We start from the raw sequence: 19643 nt of genomic DNA on the forward strand, positions 1-19643 counted from the left end.
TTTCAACTTGCTATATTCACTCTTTTATCAGTATTATAGAATGAGGGGAAGCTTTTATAAGCTTATTCTACACAAGTTGAAAATATTTGTCTCATGTCATATTTTAAAGGGGGTGATTCTTCATCTTGATACCTAAGGTCGATATGTGTTCATTTTTTCAAAAAAAATTATGCATTCTTTTTTCCATTGTTGGGATTATCGTTGTATCGATCTCTTGTGTATGGGGGCATTTGGAATCACAAAATGTAATAATCGAACAGTCGATAATTTCTCACTCAATTAATGAAATTATTCAAAAACAACAGCAAATTATTAAAATACTTGGACAAAAAACAGAAACTTTAGAAAAAGACTTTACAAGAGAATCAAACGACGAACGTGTTTTGGCAGAGCTGCGGTTGCGGGCGCGAGATATTAGTGAACGTGCCCTAGAAGCAGCATTTGTTTTGCGTGCTCCTCTTAATGATATTAACGTGCTTCTTGATCAGTTGACAGAACTCTATGATGATCCCAAAAACTTTAAAAGCCAAAGTAGGGAACGTTCTCGTCTGATAGAAAAAAGAGCTCAGATTAATGATGTAGTGCTTCGGTTTGAAGAAATCTTTTTGGCTACAAATAGAATAGCCGAACTTTCTCTCTCTCAGTCTCGAGAGCTTTTTAAAAATACACTTACGCACAGGCTTGAATTTTCGATACCGATGGTCAAACATCTCGTTGAGCAAACAAAAGAGGCTTCCTCTGATTTTCTTTTGTTGTTCAGTTCTTGGTGGAAATTTGTATTTAATTACAAGTCATTACAGCTTTTTCTTTCCTTTTTAATTCCACTTTTTGTTGCTTTTGGACTTCTTTATTTTTCTCGTAGGGTTCTTGCGCAATTACAGTGCCGTTTTGCCAAGCTGAATGAGGAAATATCTTATTTACAGCGTTTATTGGTTGCTTTTATTTCAATTCTTCTGCCTTTGCTTGGGTGTATTGTTTGCGTTTATTTCGTGTTTTTTTTGTTTCGTAGTTTTGGTTTGGATTCTGGGAAGCTTACAACGATATTTTATACGATCGGGCATCAAATTATCTTAGTTTTTTTGATAAATCGTTTAGCCGTTGTTCTTTTAACATCGAATATACTCCATGGGCGCCTTTTCAATATTGCGCCGTCGGCAGCATACCAATTGGTAATTTTGATTACTTTTTTAGGGAGCGTTTTGGCATTTGATGCAGTTCTTGATAGTGTTTATCAAGTTGTTTTAGCCTCTCTTTCTTTGACAATCGCGAAAAGTTTTATTGCTGTTTTTCTGGTAGCGATATTGTTGTTCATAATTTCATTTGTGCCTTTGCGGTTTAAAGGTAGGCGTTCTCAAAATGAAGAAGGAGAGCGGGTATTTTGTCCACTTTATATACGCATTTCCCTTATTATCTTGGGATTATTGCTCATTGTGATGGATTTTTTAGGGTATGTTGGTTTGGCGCGTTTTATTATGCAGCAAATTGTGGTTGGTGGTGCATTTTTGGTTCTCATGTATTTAGGGATACAAAGCGCTCAAGCACTTGGATCTAAAGGCCAATTTATGAAAACGAGCGTTGGTTATAGTTTGATGCAATGGTTACATTTAGAAGAGAAAACGATGAATCAATTGGGGATTATTATAGGTGTTTTCCTCAATTTGGTTGTGATCATATTTTGTGCTATGCCAATTGCCGGGCAATTTGGATTTTCGTATTCTGATTTGCAAGCAATGTTATGGCAACTGGTGACTGGTTTTCAAATTGGCAATGTGTCTATTTCTTTGATTTCTATTGCAACAGGAACTATTGCTTTCTTTGCTTGTTGGTTTCTTATCCGCCGATTTATCGGTTGGCTGGATGGCACAGTGTTGGGGCATGGGGAATTTGATTTTGGTGTCCGTAATTCTATCAAAACAATCATAAATTATGGTGGTATTGTTGTATCTGCTTTGATAGGATTCTCAACTGCAGGTTTGGATCTCAAAAATTTTGCGCTCATCGCTGGTGGGCTTTCGCTTGGTATAGGTTTTGGATTGCAAAATATTGTTCAAAATTTTGTATCTGGGCTTATTATTTTGGTTGGGAGACCATTTAAATTGGGAGATTATATAGAATCTGGATCAGTAGCTGGTATTGTTAAACGTATCAGTGTGCGTGCAACTGAACTTGAAACATTTCAGCGCAAGACGATTATTATTCCTAATTCAAGCCTCATTAATAATAATGTCAGTAATTGGACTCGAGGGAGCAAAATGGGGCGGGTTGATGTCCCTGTTGTTGTTTCCTCTAACATTGCTCCAGAGCGTGTTGTTGAAATTTTGCTAGAGATTGCTTCTGCGACAGAGGGGGTTTTAAAAAATCCTGTCCCGCAGGTGAGTTTCACTGCGTTTGATAGTAAAAAATTTTCATTTACTTTGGCTATTTATGTGCCTAACATCACCTCACCTTCTAAGGTGACCAATGCTCTTCGCTTTGTATTGTATAAACGTTTTGTTGAAGAAGGGATTTTGGAATGCTAAAATATGTTCACGTTTTTTTTGCAGTTATGCTATTGAATATTTTGACTATAACAGCTTTTGCAGCAACTGTGCAGAATACTGATTTAAAGATACAATCTCTCACCATCGTTGAAGGGAGTGCGATTTCAAATGTTTCTTTAAATCCTCATCAAACAGTTACAATTTGTATGAAGGGCTGTTTTGTTACTTTTCCTAATAAAGACCGTTTTGCAGTAAAGGCAGAAGATAATATAAAAATCAGCGAGGGTAGAGCGATTTTTAAATAAAATGGTTTCAGATTTTTTTTATGAGATAAAAATTTTGCAGAACGAAATATCATCTTTGCCTTCTTTAATAAGATCAATTATTAAAGAGTAGCTGATGAAAAGGTGTAACTTCAGTGTGAGATTGAGTATTCAGTTAGTAAAGTTAAGCGAGATTTTTCTGAAAGTATGCAGAATCTAAAATACATGTTTTCAGTATAATGATCCTTAAATATTTTTGTAAGATCTGAGTTCTGTAATATCAAAGTTAATTAATTAAGGTAAACTTCGATTATTTTTTTCTTTATGAATTTTATTGAAAATACGTATAGAAGTTTTCTTCTTTTCGAAGAGCTGTAATTAAAGTGGTTTATAGATGATATTATTTTGTTTTAATTCAATGATATATTCCGATTTTTGAATGAAATTTCTGGAAGAATAAAACGTCTTTAAAAGAAGAAGTTTATCAAATTTTTATTACATATAGTTAAATAAAATTAAATAATATGATAAGAATTTTCCGAATAAAAATTTATTTTCATTTTATATTCTTTTAATTTTTATTGTTTAATTTATTTTTATTAAATAATTTAGTGAATTATAAGATATTATGAATAAAATTATTAATATATTATTTGATATTAATTTATCATCCAATATTTCATATCATTTATTTATTATATAATAAATGTCGATATGCTAGAATAATCTGTATTCTTTTTCAGAGAATGCTTCACATAAATAGGTTGCTGCATAATCCAGTTTTGGAATTTGATGAGAGAGTTTGGATGAGACGAGTATTAAAGTTTCATTCTTTTAAAGTAAAAATACCGTTATTTTTCGTAAAATTTCATATTTTCAATTATTTATGATTGATAAAAGCTTGTTTATGGTTTATGGAAGAAAAATAATTAAAATTTATTTGCTAAAATTAAATTTTATTATTATAAAAAATATAGTTAGTTTTTAAGCATAAAATTTGCAGTACTTTGTTTTTTTAAAAATGTTATTCTTTATTTAAACATTAATTTAAACAATAGCAATGGGGTATAATTTTATGAATATGAGGGGTATAATTTTATGAACATGAAATTTATAATAGGATCCGTTTTTGCTTTCATTCCAGCCTCTGTGGCACAGGCTGCAGATGTAATAGTTCCTCAGCAGTCAGAACGGGTTATTCCACCAGTTATTGCTTCTCCTTCTTTTTCTTGGACGGGCTTTTATTTTGGAGGACAAATTGGTGGTTTTTCGAGTAAAATTTCTGCAACGATTCCTGACATCACCTCGCCTTATGTTGATAATCTTTTCTTTCCTGATGAGGAAAGTAAGAATAAAAAATGGGTTTCGGTTGACAAAAAATATATGCCTAAGCTCTCTGGTTTTATAGGGGGGGTGTATGCAGGTGCTAATCTCGAACTTAGTAATGGTTTTATCTTGGGGGTTGATACGGATATACTGCTGTCTAGACGAAAGGATACAAAGACTGTCGTCTTTTCCGATAAATCTGATCAAAAGATAACTTTAGAGGGTACGAAAGGGGAAACTGATGGGCGTACAGAGGAGGATAGTCTAGATCAGTTCAGTGGAGTTTCTCGATTGAAACAAGTAGAAGGAAATTTTCTAACTTTTAGTCGTACTTTGAAACAAAAATGGACTGGTGCCACACGGGTGCGAGTTGGTTTTCCTGTTGAACGTATGATGCCTTATGTCTCTGGTGGTATTGCTTATGGGCAGTTTCAAAATATTTTCTCCATGTCAATTACTGGAGAAGATGCCGCTTCTACTACATTAGATGATACAAAGACGATGATTGGTTACACTCTTGGTGGTGGTGTTGACTTTGCAATGACAGATCATTTTATTGTGCGCGCGGAATATCGTTACTCAGATTTTGGTAAAAAGAAATTTCAAAAAGGGCACGAACAGATTGAGCTTAATTATAAGACCAATGACTTCCGTGTGGGTGTAGCTTACAAATTCTAATTTTTGCAAAATTAAATTAGCGTAAGAGGTCCTATCCTTGATAGGACCTTTGCTTTTTTATTTTGTACAAAATACTGTTTTATGGTGAAGAAGAGATCATTAATTTTGATTATTATAAGATGAAGAAGAATTGCCTTAGATGCCGATTTTTAAAAATAAAAGTTTTTAGGATCATGAGCGCAGCTAAAACATTTGTTCAAAAGAAGTTTTGATTCGTAATTTTTAATAATTTAGCTTCGCCTGATAACGTCATAACAGCATTATGAAAGGGAGTTTGAGAGGTGGTTTATTTATGGTTTTAAAAACTTATTGTAAAATAAAGGAAAATTTACAGAAGTTGGTGCGGACGGCGGGACTTGAACCCGCAAGGTCTTAGACCGGCAGATTTTAAGTCTGCTATGTTTACCGATTTCATCACGTCCGCGATAAGAGTTCTCTCATAAGCTATATCTTTTATTGAATCAAGAATTAATGATAAGAGAAAAACTTTTTATTCTTTGTTCAATTTTTGACTGACAATGCTTGCTTTTATAGCTGGAAGGAGTCTCTATAATATTAACGAAGCATGAAATGCTTGGTGAGATATCTCAAGATGCTGCATTCGTTTGTGTGTCAGGGGGGGGATTACACGCAAGGGGTTTTTTGTTTATCGCTATTTTAAACGGAGAGGTGTGATTTTATACCTGTGATGACCCCCGAAACAGAAAATTGATAAGACACGCATTTTTGGTATAGATTATTGATTATCCAGTTTAGTTTGTGAAACGTTTGATCAATGTCATGCGGCTGCACAATCTTTCATTATACAGGGTGCTGGTCGGTCTGATGGCACCTTCGCATTAATTATTACGGGGCAGGCGACAATCCTGTGCGAGACTGTTTTGCAATGGAAAAAACTTAATGGAGAGAGTGAGCTAGACTTGATTATCCCTGTCGGTGGAGGTGGGCTGGCCAGTGGTGTGAGCAAATTTTCACGTGAATATGGGCGGAAAAGGGGATTTCGTTTTGTTGAGCTGCAAGCTTGCTCACTTGTTTGAAGAGTGGAAAACATGTCAAACTTGAAAATATTAATACATTTGTAGATGGTGCTGCTGTAGCTGAAATTGGTGCGTTAAATTACACGATGCTAAAGTAATTTTCACCAGATTCTATCATTACGGTTCCTGAGAATCATGTTTGTTCTAAAATGGCTGAAATGCTCAGGAACTATATTTTAGAAAATCGAAAGGTCAAAAACGGTTTAGGGATCACAAAGATAATGCTGCACAGTCACAGGGTAGAAATTCTTCGTCTTCAAATGAAAGATATAAAAAAGCAAAAGCAGCAGCAAAGAGTGTCAAGTCTTTTTGTTCCTGCAGATCAGCAAAGAAGGCAGCTTGAGTAAAATATTCAGATAAGATTGTGCGCTTAGAATATGTTTCTCTTTTCGATTTCTTGTTAGTTTGAATGAGAGCAAGAGAAAAAAACAATGATCTTACTATAAAGATAAAGAAGGGTCTTTTCAAAAGTTTCAATTTTTAGAAGTGGAAACATTTTGGATTTCTTGTGTCGTTAAAAAAATATTTTGAAAAGAAGTTATCATTGGTGATAGTTTGTGGAAGCAACTTTGAAAATTCCGTCTCCTTATATTTATTTGCTTACCCCCCCTTCCATCTTTAAAGATGTGAATAAAAAATAAAATAACAAAGGATATGTTTTGTCTCTGATATGTTGATTTATAAGAGAAAAAACGTTTTGGCTGGTAAGATTTTCTAGTAACCTTGCAAATTGAGCTGAAGTCATTTGTTGCGTGTCTAGCAATAAGATAATGAAGTTTTACGCTCCTTGCGATCTTAAGAGCGCACTGGAATGCGATGTGGTTTATATTTTTAGGTTTTTGAAATTGAGATAAAGATTATGCTTAAAGCTTCAATTTATATCAATAGTTTTTTAGCTACAGAAATTTTTTGTTATTTTGGTCGTATGAGAAATAAGATCTGATGATACGACCTTGGCTCCTTGTTCTTTAATATTTCTAAATGATTGTTTCGGGAGCAGTTCGTTGAGTTTAAGCTTTATTTAGTAGAAATAATTTTTTTCGAGCTGTACCGAGCTGTACAAAGTAAAGTGGTAAGAAATTTTTTGGGTTATTGGTGCATAAATAACTTTTTCTCAAAAAGAAGTTATGATTCGCAATTTGAAACAATCATACTACTATCTGGTAGCATCATACCTTGATAAAGAATGATATAACTTTTGCGTTTCTTAACAATTAATCAGAAAGGAAAAATCTTGTATAGTGGCTGAACAAGGATGATGATTCTCTGTTTTCATTGCGAAAAACAATCTGATATGGAATGTTTCACTTTGCCTTACTGTAAGAATCTTATGCTCTGATCTTTATTTATGCATCCCTTAATTTACAAATCTCTCACCTTAAAAAAGATTAATAAAAACAATAGATTTGTAAGAAAAAGATGGCTCCCCGGGCCGGATTCGAACCAGCGACCAACCGGTTAACAGCCGGTTGCTCTACCACTGAGCTACCGGGGAACAGCGCCCAATTACCCAACTGCAAGGGCTATAGCAAAGCAATACTGATTTGCAAAGGGTAAAATTGCTTTTTTTAAAAAAATGTCAGAAATTACATGATGAAGAGGAAAAAAGGTTAGAGAAAATTTCTATACCTTGACGGATGCGTTACCTTCCCTTATTGACATTTTATGTTTGTTAACGAGGCCTCGTGGCGGAATGGTTACGCAGAGGACTGCAAATCCTTGTATCCCGGTTCGATTCCGGGCGAGGCCTCCAACCAATTTTAAACAGAATGGTCTTTAGAGATAATATAAGCAAGTAAATTGCTTCCTTCTATGGTAAAAACGACGCTTTTACATGAAAAATAGTGCGGTTAGAATCTAATTGTTGACTGTCGCGTACTTTTTTGTAACAGCTACAGTAAAAGGTTTTAGATCCTCATTGTTCCTGTTTTTTGTGGTTTTTGTTGTATGTAGTAGAGAAGAGTCATTATGGTTGCAGATTTTGCAGAGCTTCGCCGCAAAATGGTCGACAATCAAATTCGTACAGTAGATGTGACGGATTTATCAGTTCTTGAAGCATTTTTAACGGTATCCCGTGAAGATTTTGTACCGGAAGATATGAAAGCTTTTAGTTATCTTGATACCGATATTCTTGTATATCCAGCCAAAAATCAGTTACCTGGATGCTATTTGATGAGGCCTGCGTCTTTAGCAAAATTACTACAGCTTGCGGCTGTAAAATCATCAGATATCGTGTTAGATATTGGTACCAATAGTGGTTATTGTGCAGCGTTACTTTCAAAGCTTGCAGGGTTTGTGATTGCGTTAGAAGATAATAAAGTTCTTTTCGAACGAGCTACTTCGACTTTAAAGCTTAATCAATGTAACAATGTGGTTGTGGTTCATGGAGCATTGGAGAAGGGCTATGTTGTTGAGGGACCTTATGATATGATTTTTATCGAGGGTTCTGTAGATTTTATCCCGGAGGGTATCTTTAATCAAATGAAAGATGGTGGACGGCTTGTGGTGGTTGAAGGACACGGTAATGCCGGTGTTGCAAGAATTTATGTGAAAGAAGATGGAATTATTTCGGCGCGTCGTGCTTTTAATCTTGCTGTAAAACGTCTTCCTGGTTTTTTAAAAGCACCAGATTTTATATTTTAGTGCTTGTTTGTTTGTGAAGAAAAGATGGTTTTATGTTTAACTTGGGGTTTTCTGTTGTGTGTTTTATATTCAAAATGAAAAAGAAACTTCAGACATGTTTCTTTCTGGTGTTGAGCGTTTTTATATCAGGATCGGCTTGTGCTGAGACGTTGATGGATGCTTTTGCTAAAGCTTATACACACAATGCTAAGTTGAATAGTGAACGTGCGGCTTTGCGTATATCAGGTGATGATGTAGTCATTGCACGGTCGGGGTTGTTGCCACAAATTGAAGGAATTGGAAATTATGGGCGGAATAAGCCGATTATAGGTCCCTATAGTACTTCTGGATCTCTAGGGATAAGATTAAATCAAAGATTATTTGACGGTTTTATCACGCAAAATATGTTTTTTTCAGCTCAGGTTAAGCTACAGGCGCAGCGTGAATATCTTCGTAATGCTGAGCAAAATATTTTTCTGGATACTGTAACAGCATATGCTAATGTGTATCAAGCACGTCGTGTTGCCGATCTTCGTAAAGAAAATCTGGCTGCTCTTGAAGAGCAAGTTCGTTCGAATAAAGCAAAATTTGATGTGGGAGAGGGAGAGCGTGTTGATCTTTCTCAAGCACAAGCTGCACGTTCCTTGGCTGTTTCAGAGCTTAGTCTTGCACGTGCTGATGTAAAGGCAGCAGAGGCAGTTTATCGACAAGTTATTGGTTCTGATCCTGAAAAGTTAAAACATCCGCCAGTGGCAAAAGGCTTACCTGTAAATCTTGATGCTGCTTACCAAATGAGCGTTATTATGCATCCAGCAATTCTTTATGCGAAATATTTAGTCGATGCTAGTTTGTATAATGTAAAGGCAAAAGAAGGCACGTTACTTCCTAAAATTGATTTTTCTGCAGCTGCATCTTATACTCAGATTTATAGTGGTCCTGGGGAGGATGCAGTTTCTAAATCAATTGGATTGTCACTGAGTGTTCCAATTTTTGAAGGTGGGCGTACGTCTGCACAGATTCGCCAATCAAAAGAACAGCTTGAGCAGGCTCGTCTCCAGCTTGATTTGGCTTATAGTAATATAAGACAGGCACTTACTTCTGCTTGGTTTCAGTTAGAGGGTGCACGCGCATCTGTAGTTGCTTACCGTGAGAGTGTTCGTGCTGCTGAACTTGCTCTTAAAGGCCGTATTCAAGAAAATCGTGTCGGGCAGGCAACGACATTAGATGTTTTAAATTCTCGTACGCAGTTGATTAATGCTCAAATTGCTCTTGCGATGGCAGAACGTAATGCTGTTGTTGCAAGTTATGGTGTTCAATCTTCTGTTGGTAAATTAACTGCAAATTATTTAGGCTTAAAAACGGTTAAGCATACCCGATAAAACATAAAAATAGCTCTCTATCTGCTGAACTAGGTTTAATCTTTAAAAGATCGATAAATCGATATCAGCATGTTGGGAAATAGAGTGTATAAATATTATTTTTATAAATAAAGAAAGTTGTGTGTAGAATCATCTTCATGACAATCATATTTGAAAATATAGAAGAGGTATGTTGATCTTATGATTCTTTTGCATACACTAAGAATATGATTCTGTTTGTTGTTGCGTCTTTGAGAGGTCTTTAAGTATGGTACAGAGTTCGAGCGTGTTACGTGAGCCAAGTATGGATGAAATTTTGACATCTATTCGCGAAATAATCGAGGAGAATGCAGTTCATCCTAATAACTTTTCAAATCAAGGCGTTACGGTGAATGCTTCTACAGAGTGTTCAACAGGGCCCTCAGAAGGTATTTATGATACAACCTTATCAGTTGATGATGCGATGAAAGCTCTCGCTGATCGTATCGGTCTTTCTTCTGAAAACCAGGATTTTCCTTTAATGCAAGACAAAGATAATACAGAGGCAGAAAACAATACGGTCGGCGTAGATATGCAAAAAATAAAGCTTTCTTCTGAAGAACAGCGCTCTGTTCATAAAACAAAAGAATATGGTGATAAGGCATTTATATCACAGCCAGAAAATATAACTGCGGGCCATGTAGAACTAGAACTGCCTGCATATTGTATTTCTTCTGCGGAGAAGATTGCAAAGGACGTGTTGCGTCCAGCTATAGCAGAATGGTTACAGTGTAAATTACCTGTTTTGTTTGAAGATATTTTACGTGAAGAGATCGTTAAGGCAATTAAGAAGTCATCTTAACTTTTTGTTTTTTATTATTTTCTTGTAGTTCTCATTTTTTTATAAGAGTTTCGTTTGCAGTTTTGCAGATTCTGTGTGAACAAATGGGGGGTGCGGGGAATATGATCAAATTTTAGATCGTACATTGCGCTTTCCGGCAGCAGCGTTATGGGTGAATAGAATGTTAGAAAAAAACTATGATGCTGCTTCCATAGAGCAAAAGATTGCAAAAAGGTGGGAAGCTCGTGGTGCTTTTAAAGCAGGAATGGGCGCAAAAAGTGGTGCAGAACCTTTTTGTGTTATGCTTCCGCCTCCCAATGTTACAGGCTCACTTCATATGGGGCATGCACTCAATACGACAATTCAAGACATTGTCGTCCGGTTTGAGCGGATGCGTGGCAAGAATGTTTTGTGGCAGCCTGGCATGGATCATGCAGGGATTGCTACGCAAACGGTTGTTGAGCGTCAGCTTGCAGAGTGCCAAGAGCCAACACGTCAAGAAATGGGCAGAGAAAGATTTGTTGAGCGTATTTGGGAATGGCGTCATGAGACTGGTGGAATTATTGCCAATCAACTACGGCGCCTTGGTGTTTCATGTGATTGGTCACGCGAACGGTTTACAATGGATGAAGGCTTGTCCCACGCTGTTCGTGAGGTTTTTGTTACGCTTTATAAGCAAGGGTTGATATATAAGGATAAGCGTCTCGTTAATTGGGATCCCAAATTATTAACGGCTATTTCTGATCTTGAAGTTGAGCAAAGAGAAATTAAAGGTCATTTGTGGCATTTTAGATATCCTCTTGAAGGTAAAGTTTTTGATCCTGGTGATCCTACAACTTTTATAACAGTGGCAACAACACGCCCGGAAACAATGCTTGGTGATACGGGGATTGCGGTTAATCCCGAAGATGATCGTTATAAAAATCTTATAGGTCAAAGTGCTCTTTTGCCGCTTGTTGGTCGGAGGTTATTAATTGTTGCTGATAGTTATGCTGACCCTAGCGAAGGAAGCGGGGCAGTGAAAATTACACCAGCGCATGATTTTAATGACTTTGAGGTTGGAAAGCGCAACAATTTACGTTTGATCAATATTTTTACGCAAAAAGCTGAAATTTTTTTGCATAAGAATGAAGCGTTTTTTGATGGTTTAACTTTATCCGATGAATTAAAGAAATTAGTGGAAAATTTAGATCAAGCTGATCGCTTTGTCGCACGTCATCAAATTGTTTCTTTGATGGAAGAAGGGGGGTATTTAGCAGCCGTTGATGATCATCCACATACCGTTCCTCATGGGGATCGTAGTGGGGTGCCTATTGAGCCGTTTTTGACAGATCAATGGTATGTTCGTGCTGAACAATTAGCTAAGCCAGCGGTAGAGGCGGTTCGTCAAGGAAGAACACAATTTGTTCCAGATAGCTGGAAAAAAACTTATTTTAATTGGATGGAAAATATTCAACCTTGGTGTATCTCTCGTCAATTATGGTGGGGACATCAGATTCCAGCCTGGTATGGTCCTGATGGTATGGTTTTTGTTGAAAAAAGTGAAGAAGAGGCTTTAGCGGTAGCTTTCTCTCATTATGGTGAAGAAGTTGAATTAACTCGTGATCAGGATGTTTTAGATACGTGGTTTTCATCAGCTCTTTGGCCTTTTTCAACGCTGGGTTGGCCCAATAAAACGACTGAATTAGATACTTTTTATCCAACATCTTTATCGGTTACGGGATTTGATATTATTTTCTTTTGGGTTGCTCGCATGATGATGATGGGGCTTCACTTTATGGGTGAGGTTCCTTTCCCAACGGTTTATGTACATGCTCTTGTGCGTGATCAAAAAGGGGCAAAGATGTCAAAGTCGAAGGGCAATATTATTGATCCATTAGAGCTTATTGATCAATATAGCGCAGATTCGCTCCGTTTTACTTTGGCTGTTATGGCGGCACAAGGCCGTGATGTAAAACTTGATCCTTCCCGTATTGCAGGATACCGTAATTTTGCTACAAAATTGTGGAATGCTACTCGGTTTGCAAAGATAAACGGCGTTAAGCATAATCCGGCTTTTAAGCCAGAAAAAGTCAAGCTTGCACTTAACCGTTGGATTTTAACAGAATTATCTAAAACTGTTTCGGCAGTGACTACCGGTATTGAAAACTATAAGTTTAATGAGTCTGCTGATGCACTTTACCGCTTCATTTGGAATACATTATGTGATTGGTATCTGGAACTTCTCAAACCTGTCTTTCAAAGTTTCAATGGGGAGGCTAAAAATGAAGCTCAGGCATGTACTGCTTGGGTTTTGGATGAAGTTTATAAGCTTCTTCATCCTTTTATGCCTCATATGACAGAAGAGTTATGGTGCCTCACAGAAACACCGAATATGCAGCGTAAAGATATGCTGGCCTTAACACAATGGCCAGAAATAACGTTTTTAGATGAGGCAGCTGCTGCCGATATTAATTGGCTTATTGATGTTATTACTGAGATTCGTTCTGTACGCTTCGAAATGAATATTCCGGCGGGTAAGCTTGCTCCTCTTGTTATTGTAGAAGCGGGGGAAATAACGCGAGAACGTATTCAGCGTTATGGGGCTCTTTTAAAAAAGTTAGCACGTATTGAAACAATTGATTTCTCTGATAAAGTACTAGCTTTATCGGCACAAATGGTTTTAGGAGAGGCAATTTTTTGTTTACCATTGGGGCAGTTGATTGATTTGGAAGCTGAACGTGCTCGTTTGGTGAAAAATGTCAGTAAAATTGAACAAGATATTGAAAAAATATCGGCTAAACTAAACAATCCCAAATTTGTAGAAAATGCAAAACCAGAAATTGTTGAGGCTGAGCGTAACAAGATTTTAGAATTCCGTGTTGCACAGAAGAAAATATCTATTGCTTTAGAGCGGTTGGGGTAATTGCCGACCATTCTATTTTTTTCATGGATAATCCCAGACCATTTTATAGATTTTTTAAAGAGAATTTTCTCTTTCTTCTAATCTCATTTCCTAAGGTTGCTCATAAATGCTATAAAAGTGCACTGAGCTCCAGTGTTTTTACGTTTACGAAATAGTTAATTAACACCATTGTTGTATATTGCCTATCTTTAATATTGCTTACGGTTTTCACATTTAAGTGGTTCGCTCATTCCATGAGCTATCCATTCTAAAACTGTTTTTCAATACACATGTCTCTTTATTGAACAGTTTTGCTGAATTCATAATAAAGATATTTGAAGTAACCAGGTATGATATCAAGGAATCTGATCGAAAATGTAGACTAATGATTTATGCTGAAGAATCAATTTTTTGCACGAAAAAGTAAAAGATTCTTTTGGTTGAGGATTTTTGACGATTTCCATTTATTCTCCTTTTCTGTTAGAATACTCGTTTTGAAATATCTTGTTTTTACTGAGAAGAAGATTGTGAATGCATACAAAGAAATTTGTAGCAGATGTAAACGATTAAAGCTGAAATAAAGAGGGAAAACTTTAGATAGTCAAAAGGCTGAAGCTATGGAAAAAAAGCCGCAATTATTACTACTTTGGGAGGATCTCTTTCTACTGCTTATAGAATAGATGTAAATAGCTTGTGGAAAGCTTCTGATAATTCATTTTATTTTTTGAAACGTAGTACTGTCTATAAAAATGGACAAATAAATCAGGTTATTTTAGCATTCCGTTGTGTAGCCAATATGGGCCATATTGGTGCGAATTGGACACTTGTTAACATCTTATACAGAGGATGATGGTGTTTCTGAAGATGATTATAAAGCGTAGAACTTTTTCGCATATATCGTTGAAAAAGGTGCTGATCTTGGTTAAGAGAATGAAAGCTATGTTTCTGATGCGTTAGTTGAACTTGCACAGTATATAAAAAAGGCCTCCCTCTTTCACCTGTAAAACCTAATTTTTTTCTGCTAGTTTTTAGCAGGCTGTGGTGAATTATGAACTCCTAAAGCTCAAATACCATCTGGAAAAAATATTTTTAAAGGCAGAGGGGAGAGAAAAAAATTTTGTACAGGCAGCACGATGGTTTCAGCTTTCAGCAAAAAAGGGAATTCTGTTGCTCAAGCGATGCTTGGAAATATGCTTTTTAGGCAGGAAAAACAGTTTGCAGTGTAGCGATGTTAAATGCGATCTATAAAAAAGCTAACGTAAAAGATCGAGATTAGATTGGTTCTATGCAAGAGCATGCTTTTTACCATTTGTAATGAATTTGAGCGATGAACGATAATGTCGCTGGTCGATGATATTTAAAAATAATAGTTTTTAAATATTTTACTACAGCATTTCTTTTGGCGTCCAAATCTCATGAACTTTTATAGTCCTGCAATAAAGAGAGCTTTTTGTCATAATTAATGGTTGAGGATTTTAGACAAAAATTCTTGGGCACGTGGTGTTCTGGCTTGTGGGACAGAAAAGAATTCTTTGGATGAACAGTCTTCGAGAATTCTTCCTTGATCCATGAAAATAACACGCTCCGAGACTTTTTGAGCAAATCCCATTTCATGCGTGACACAAATCATTGTCATACCTTCTTCTGCTAAGCTGATCATGACATCTAGTACTTCACCTACCATTTCAGGATCTAGAGCAGATGTTGGCTCATCAAAAAGCATAACGAGTGGATCCATAGTTAAGGCGCGTGCAATCGCAACACGTTGTTGTTGACCTCCGGAAAGTTGGCCGGGATATTTATTTTTATGTTCAGTAAGTCCAACGCGTTCAAGATATAACAAGCCGCGTTCAAGTGCTTCTTTCTTGCTACGTTTTAGAACTTTGATTTGTGCAATTGTTAAATTTTCTGTGACAGATAAATGAGGGAAAAGCTCGAAATGTTGAAATACCATCCCTACGTGGCTACGCAATTTAGACAGATTTGTCTTTTTCGAATGAACCGGTACTCCATCAATCCAAATTTCACCTTTTTGGAAAGGTACTAAAGCGTTAATAGTTTTAATGAGCGTTGATTTACCTGAACCTGATGGCCCACAAACTACAACAACTTCTCCTTTATTGATATTGGTTGTACAGTTTTTAAGAATATTAATTTCGCCATACCAGTTTGAGACATTTTTTATTTCAATCATATTAGTAGACATTTTTTTCCTGTTAGCGATTAGAATAACGGATATTTTTTAACGAATAATGGATATTTTTTTCTGTAGATATAAAACTATCTGCGATAGTGTAAAACAAATAACAAAATAAAAAATAGCTGCCAAGATGTAGGCTTCTTGCTTCACACCAAAATTGTTAGCAACAATATCAAAACCATTCAAAAGGCTATTCCCACTGATTGCATAAACAAGCGTTGTATCCTGAAAGAGGATAATAACTTGGGTTAAAAAAACTGGCAACATGTCTCTAAAAGCTTGGGGAAGAATTACAATGTACATATTTTGCCAATATGTCATTCCAAGAGCTTGTCCCGCATGTTTTTGTCCTTGTGAAACAGAATTAATGCCAGCACGCATAATTTCAGCAAAATAAGCAGCTTCAAATGCAGTAAAGGTAATGAGTGCTGATTTATTTACACCGATTGACGTGCCAGTCAGGAAAGGTAAAAGCACAAAAAACCATAAAATAACCATAACAAGCGGTATTGAGCGCATGGCAATTATATAAATTACTGCAAGCCAAGAGAGTAGTTTCATAGAAGAAAGCCGCATCATCGCTAAAAGCGTGCCAAAAATAAGTCCCAATATCGTTGCAAAAAGAGTTAGAAAAACGCTAAAGAGTAAACCTGAAAGAATGTAAGAACAAAATATATCAAAAGTAAAAAATGAAAAATCAAAGTCTAAAAAATTGAAAAGAGAAGAAAATCCAAACTGGGAGGTTATGAAATTTATCATCTTCAGTGTCCCTCTGTTTGGAAATTAGGAATTTTGAGCATTTTCTCAATTATTGTCATAATGATGAATATGCATAAAGCTATAAAAATATAAAGAATAGTAACAATTAGATAATTTTCATAAACATGACTTACTTCTTCAATTGTTTGGTATTGAAATTGCATCAGTTCATAGATGGAAACAGCGAATGCTATAGATGAATTTTTCACAATGCCCATTGCTTCTGAAGTAAGTGGAGGCATGATCATACGTAGAGCACGTGGTAATATGATATAGCGATAAGTTTGATAGGTTGTAAATCCCATTGCCATTGCTGCATAACGCTGTCCAGAAGGAATAGCTTCAATACCTGAGCGTACCTGTTCTGCAATGCGAGCAGATGTAAAGAAACCTAGGGCACATGTTACTAAAAGAATGGGTGAAAAGTTCATCGCTAGTGGATAAACCTTAGGCACAACAAAATACCACAAAAACACCTGTACAAGAAGAGGGATATTCCGCATGATCTCCACCCATATACCGCCAATAGCACGAAGTAAGCAACGGATTATGGAAGTATTTGGTAAAGTGCGCATTGTTCCTATAATGATACCAAAAAATACAGCTAAGATTAGTGAAGAGACGGATAATATAACTGTATTTTTAAAGCCATCAATCAGTGTATCTAAATAGGTATGACTGACACCAGGGGTTCCAAAGCACCCAGTTACGAGTGTTTGGGTAAGATCATCTGTACAAAGAAAAGAAAAGTCCATTAATTGATATTTCCTAAATTTAGCCATCCGCAAAACAGAATAATAAATGGCTATATTTACACATGCTGAATTTATGAAGACATGAACTAAAACATAACCACACTCAATTTTCAAAGAGTGTAGTTATTCTTTTTTTCAAATTCTACAAATTATTTTCTGTGTAGTTTTCGCGAGGTTTATCGTTTGGGTGCTCCCAAGCGTATTTTGTTGCTTCAGATAAAGGAAGATTAATAATAATATTAGCAGGCGGAGTTGGTTTCATAAACCACTTATCATGAAGCTTTTTAAGCGATTCATCTTTAATTTGACGTACTATACTATCGTTGATTGCTTGTTTGAGGTTTTTGTCATTTAATCTGAGCATGCAAGCGATGGGCTCGACTGAAAGCACAGTATCAAGAATGATATAATCAGATGGATTTTTTGATTTGGCAATATGCCCAGCAAGAATTGAAGCGTCCATAATAAATGCGTCTGCACGGCCAGATTCTAATAATAAGAAGCTATCTCCATGATCTTTTCCCTTCACAACATTAAAGTTAATGTTTTTTGAACGTTGATTTTTACGGATAATCTGAACAGATGTCGTACCGGTTGTGGTTGCGACTGTTTTTCCATTTAGATCGTCAAAGGATTTAATATTAGAATTCTTCTTTACGGCAATTCGAACGTCTTCGACGTAAGTGGTATAAGCAAATGCTGCTTCTTTACTGCTGGAAACATCATTTGTTGTTGAGCCACATTCAAAATCATAAGTGCTGTTTTTCAAAAGAGGAATTCTATTTTGTGATGTAATGGGGAGATAATGAATTTTAATGGGTTTACCAATTTTTTTTGAAATGTCATCAATGATACGCTCTGCCATTTCTGTGTGGAATCCCACATATTTCCCATTTCCAAGAGCATAAGCTAAACCCGATGATTCGCGAACACCTAGAGTAATTTCTCCTGTTTTTTTAATTTTTTCAAGTGTATCATTTTCGGCTTTTGCAATACCTATCAGTCCCATAACGGTTACAGTTACTGCAGTGAATATTGAAAGTGATTTTTTCATTATTTCCTCGATGCATTTACAATTTTTTATTCTTTATTTAAGATTTCCATAGGCTATGTAACATATTTATTATTCTAGGTGGGATATTTTTTTTGTTATCCCAATGAAACAGGTATTATAGCTTGTTAATTGAAATTAAGATCAATCCAAACGGGAGCATGATCTGATGATTTTGGGTATCCTCTTACCTCTGTTTGGCTATAAGCGCAGATAAGCTGATCGACCGCTTCTGGTGATAAGAGCAAGTGATCAATGCGAATGCCATTGTTTTTGTGCCATGCACCGGCTTGAAAATCCCAGAAGCTGAATGAGGGGGTATCTGTCACATTCCGAATAGCGTCATAAAAACCTAAATGAACAATGCGTTGGAATGCGTTTCTTGTTTGTGGAAGAAATAAGGCGTCATTACTCCATTTTTGAGGATTCTTTGCATCTAATGGGGTAGGGATGACATTATAATCACCAGCTAGGACAAGGGGTTCTTCATATGCGAGCAATGATTTTGCATGTGCGTACAACCTCTCCATCCATTCCATTTTATAAGAATATTTTTCACTTTTGACAGGGTTTCCATTCGGCAAATAGAGGGATACAACACGGATAACACCTTTATTTGTTGAATAAACGGCTTCAATGTAACGTGTTTGTTCATCATTGTTATTACCTGGTAATCGGCGGATAACTTCATCGGGTGTTTTTTTAGAGAGAATCGCAACACCATTGAAACTTTTTTGTCCGTGTGTTTCTATGTGATAGCCTAGACTTTCAATCGCATCGCATGGAAAATTCTCATCGGTACTTTTAATTTCTTGTAGACAGACTATATCAGGCTGATTTTGCTGTAGCCATTGATATAATATTTCATGTCGTGCTTTTATTCCAGCAATATTCCACGTTACTATTTTCATGGCGCTTATCTTAAATATTACGTGTGCGTTTAATGCCACATGTACAGTTTCTTCAAATAACTACGTTAAAGTGTTCTATAAATGCCCCGATATATCGCGGCTCTTTGTTATTATGTAGGGGGGATATTACTATGGTAATCTGATTTATCAAGAGCTCCTACTAAAAGCTAAATTTGACATATTACAATTTAATTTATTTTCATTTTTAAAAACTTTCTGATGTTTAGTTCTTGACGAATGTATGTGTTCTCGCTAATAGAGACTATTACAGCTGTGTAAGAGTGATGTGCGTGCTTTGGGAGTGTTTAATCCAAAGGGTCATTCGAACAGGGTTTGTTGTGAAAGATTAAAAGCAAACAAATGCCAGTGCAAGAGGCTGTTGCCTTCTCTGCGTGTAGTCGGGTAAACTGTTTCTAACAGGTATGCCCGATTTTGCGTGTAAGCTTAGGTACTCATTCCGATTCTGTCGGAAAAGATGAAAATAGAAAAAACCCAAGTG

General features: G+C 36.1%; 12 protein-coding genes, 3 tRNA genes and 2 pseudogenes. 10 read left to right on the top strand and 7 right to left on the bottom strand.

All coding sequences use genetic code 11. The annotated features are described in order from the left end of the window. Positions 1-143 precede the first annotated feature (143 nt). The 3 genes from MF1_RS02085 (at position 144) to MF1_RS02095 (ending at position 4747) form a co-directional block, all read left to right on the top strand. The gene (locus MF1_RS02085) at positions 144-2519 is read left to right on the top strand and encodes a mechanosensitive ion channel family protein (RefSeq protein WP_161510754.1); all 2376 of its coding nucleotides are present in this window, start codon (positions 144-146) and stop codon (positions 2517-2519) included. After that, complete coding sequence (locus MF1_RS02090) at positions 2513-2785, top strand: hypothetical protein (RefSeq protein ID WP_014924243.1); 273 nt, start codon at positions 2513-2515, stop codon at positions 2783-2785. Before MF1_RS02085 ends, MF1_RS02090 begins: the two co-directional genes overlap by 7 nt. A gap of 1056 nt (positions 2786-3841) precedes the next feature. Further along, entirely contained in the window at positions 3842-4747 is a 906-nt protein-coding gene (locus MF1_RS02095; RefSeq protein WP_161510359.1) for an outer membrane protein, read from the top strand. A gap of 338 nt (positions 4748-5085) precedes the next feature. Here the strand turns inward: MF1_RS02095 and MF1_RS02100 are convergent. Next, positions 5086-5171: transfer RNA gene (locus tag MF1_RS02100), tRNA-Leu, on the bottom strand. A gap of 143 nt (positions 5172-5314) precedes the next feature. Between MF1_RS02100 and MF1_RS06780 the strand changes: the two are divergent. After that, a pseudogene (locus tag MF1_RS06780) lies at positions 5315-5948 on the top strand (pyridoxal-phosphate dependent enzyme); the annotation flags it as partial. A 1256-nt stretch (positions 5949-7204) separates the two neighbouring features. Here the strand turns inward: MF1_RS06780 and MF1_RS02110 are convergent. Next, positions 7205-7279: transfer RNA gene (locus MF1_RS02110), tRNA-Asn, on the bottom strand. A gap of 184 nt (positions 7280-7463) precedes the next feature. Here MF1_RS02110 and MF1_RS02115 point away from each other — a divergent pair. The 6 genes and pseudogenes from MF1_RS02115 to MF1_RS06785 all read left to right on the top strand — a co-directional run bounded on the left by MF1_RS02115 (position 7464) and on the right by MF1_RS06785 (position 14799). After that, positions 7464-7537 (top strand) — tRNA-Cys (locus MF1_RS02115). 215 nt (positions 7538-7752) lie between these two features. Beyond that, the gene (locus MF1_RS02120) at positions 7753-8427 is read left to right on the top strand and encodes a protein-L-isoaspartate O-methyltransferase family protein (RefSeq protein ID WP_161510360.1); all 675 of its coding nucleotides are present in this window, start codon (positions 7753-7755) and stop codon (positions 8425-8427) included. A 32-nt stretch (positions 8428-8459) separates the two neighbouring features. Then, positions 8460-9785 carry a TolC family outer membrane protein gene (locus MF1_RS02125; RefSeq protein WP_161510361.1) on the top strand — a complete coding sequence of 442 codons (1326 nt, stop codon included), beginning with the start codon at positions 8460-8462 and terminating at the stop codon, positions 9783-9785. Positions 9786-10032: 247 nt separating this feature from the next. Then, positions 10033-10605: a DUF2497 domain-containing protein gene (locus MF1_RS02130; RefSeq protein WP_042995406.1), complete on the top strand. Its 573-nt coding sequence runs from the start codon at positions 10033-10035 to the stop codon at positions 10603-10605. A gap of 160 nt (positions 10606-10765) precedes the next feature. Then, positions 10766-13489 carry a valine--tRNA ligase gene (locus MF1_RS02135; RefSeq protein WP_161510362.1) on the top strand — a complete coding sequence of 908 codons (2724 nt, stop codon included), beginning with the start codon at positions 10766-10768 and terminating at the stop codon, positions 13487-13489. A gap of 576 nt (positions 13490-14065) precedes the next feature. Continuing rightward, positions 14066-14799, top strand: a pseudogene (locus MF1_RS06785) (tetratricopeptide repeat protein). 128 nt (positions 14800-14927) lie between these two features. Here the strand turns inward: MF1_RS06785 and MF1_RS02140 are convergent. From MF1_RS02140 to xth, 5 genes are all read right to left on the bottom strand, one after another. After that, positions 14928-15674, bottom strand: a complete 747-nt coding sequence (locus tag MF1_RS02140) for an amino acid ABC transporter ATP-binding protein (RefSeq protein WP_011179561.1) — start codon at positions 15672-15674, stop codon at positions 14928-14930. Positions 15675-15710: 36 nt separating this feature from the next. After that, the gene (locus MF1_RS02145) at positions 15711-16427 is read right to left on the bottom strand and encodes an amino acid ABC transporter permease (protein ID WP_014924235.1); all 717 of its coding nucleotides are present in this window, start codon (positions 16425-16427) and stop codon (positions 15711-15713) included. 2 nt (positions 16428-16429) lie between these two features. Further along, on the bottom strand, positions 16430-17182 hold the full coding sequence (locus MF1_RS02150; RefSeq protein ID WP_014924234.1) for an amino acid ABC transporter permease: 753 nt from the start codon (positions 17180-17182) through the stop codon (positions 16430-16432). A 142-nt stretch (positions 17183-17324) separates the two neighbouring features. Next, a complete protein-coding gene (locus MF1_RS02155) occupies positions 17325-18236 on the bottom strand; it encodes a transporter substrate-binding domain-containing protein (RefSeq protein ID WP_014924233.1) in 912 nt (303 codons plus the stop codon). 125 nt (positions 18237-18361) lie between these two features. Beyond that, positions 18362-19144, bottom strand: coding sequence for an exodeoxyribonuclease III (gene xth, locus MF1_RS02160; RefSeq protein WP_014924232.1), 783 nt, complete (start codon positions 19142-19144; stop codon positions 18362-18364). Positions 19145-19643: the final 499 nt, after the last annotated feature.

The sequence above is a fragment of the Bartonella quintana genome, from assembly GCF_009936175.1.
GTDB lineage: Bacteria > Pseudomonadota > Alphaproteobacteria > Rhizobiales > Rhizobiaceae > Bartonella > Bartonella quintana.

Coding starts and splice junctions, on each gene's coding strand:
- MF1_RS02085 (WP_161510754.1), top strand. CDS start 144: ATGTGTTCATTTTTTCAAAAAAAATTATGCATTCTTTTTTCCATTGTT.
- MF1_RS02090 (WP_014924243.1), top strand. CDS start 2,513: ATGCTAAAATATGTTCACGTTTTTTTTGCAGTTATGCTATTGAATATT.
- MF1_RS02095 (WP_161510359.1), top strand. CDS start 3,842: ATGAACATGAAATTTATAATAGGATCCGTTTTTGCTTTCATTCCAGCC.
- MF1_RS02120 (WP_161510360.1), top strand. CDS start 7,753: ATGGTTGCAGATTTTGCAGAGCTTCGCCGCAAAATGGTCGACAATCAA.
- MF1_RS02125 (WP_161510361.1), top strand. CDS start 8,460: ATGTTTAACTTGGGGTTTTCTGTTGTGTGTTTTATATTCAAAATGAAA.
- MF1_RS02130 (WP_042995406.1), top strand. CDS start 10,033: ATGGTACAGAGTTCGAGCGTGTTACGTGAGCCAAGTATGGATGAAATT.
- MF1_RS02135 (WP_161510362.1), top strand. CDS start 10,766: ATGTTAGAAAAAAACTATGATGCTGCTTCCATAGAGCAAAAGATTGCA.
- MF1_RS02140 (WP_011179561.1), bottom strand. CDS start 15,674: ATGTCTACTAATATGATTGAAATAAAAAATGTCTCAAACTGGTATGGC.
- MF1_RS02145 (WP_014924235.1), bottom strand. CDS start 16,427: ATGATAAATTTCATAACCTCCCAGTTTGGATTTTCTTCTCTTTTCAAT.
- MF1_RS02150 (WP_014924234.1), bottom strand. CDS start 17,182: ATGGACTTTTCTTTTCTTTGTACAGATGATCTTACCCAAACACTCGTA.
- MF1_RS02155 (WP_014924233.1), bottom strand. CDS start 18,236: ATGAAAAAATCACTTTCAATATTCACTGCAGTAACTGTAACCGTTATG.
- xth (WP_014924232.1), bottom strand. CDS start 19,144: ATGAAAATAGTAACGTGGAATATTGCTGGAATAAAAGCACGACATGAA.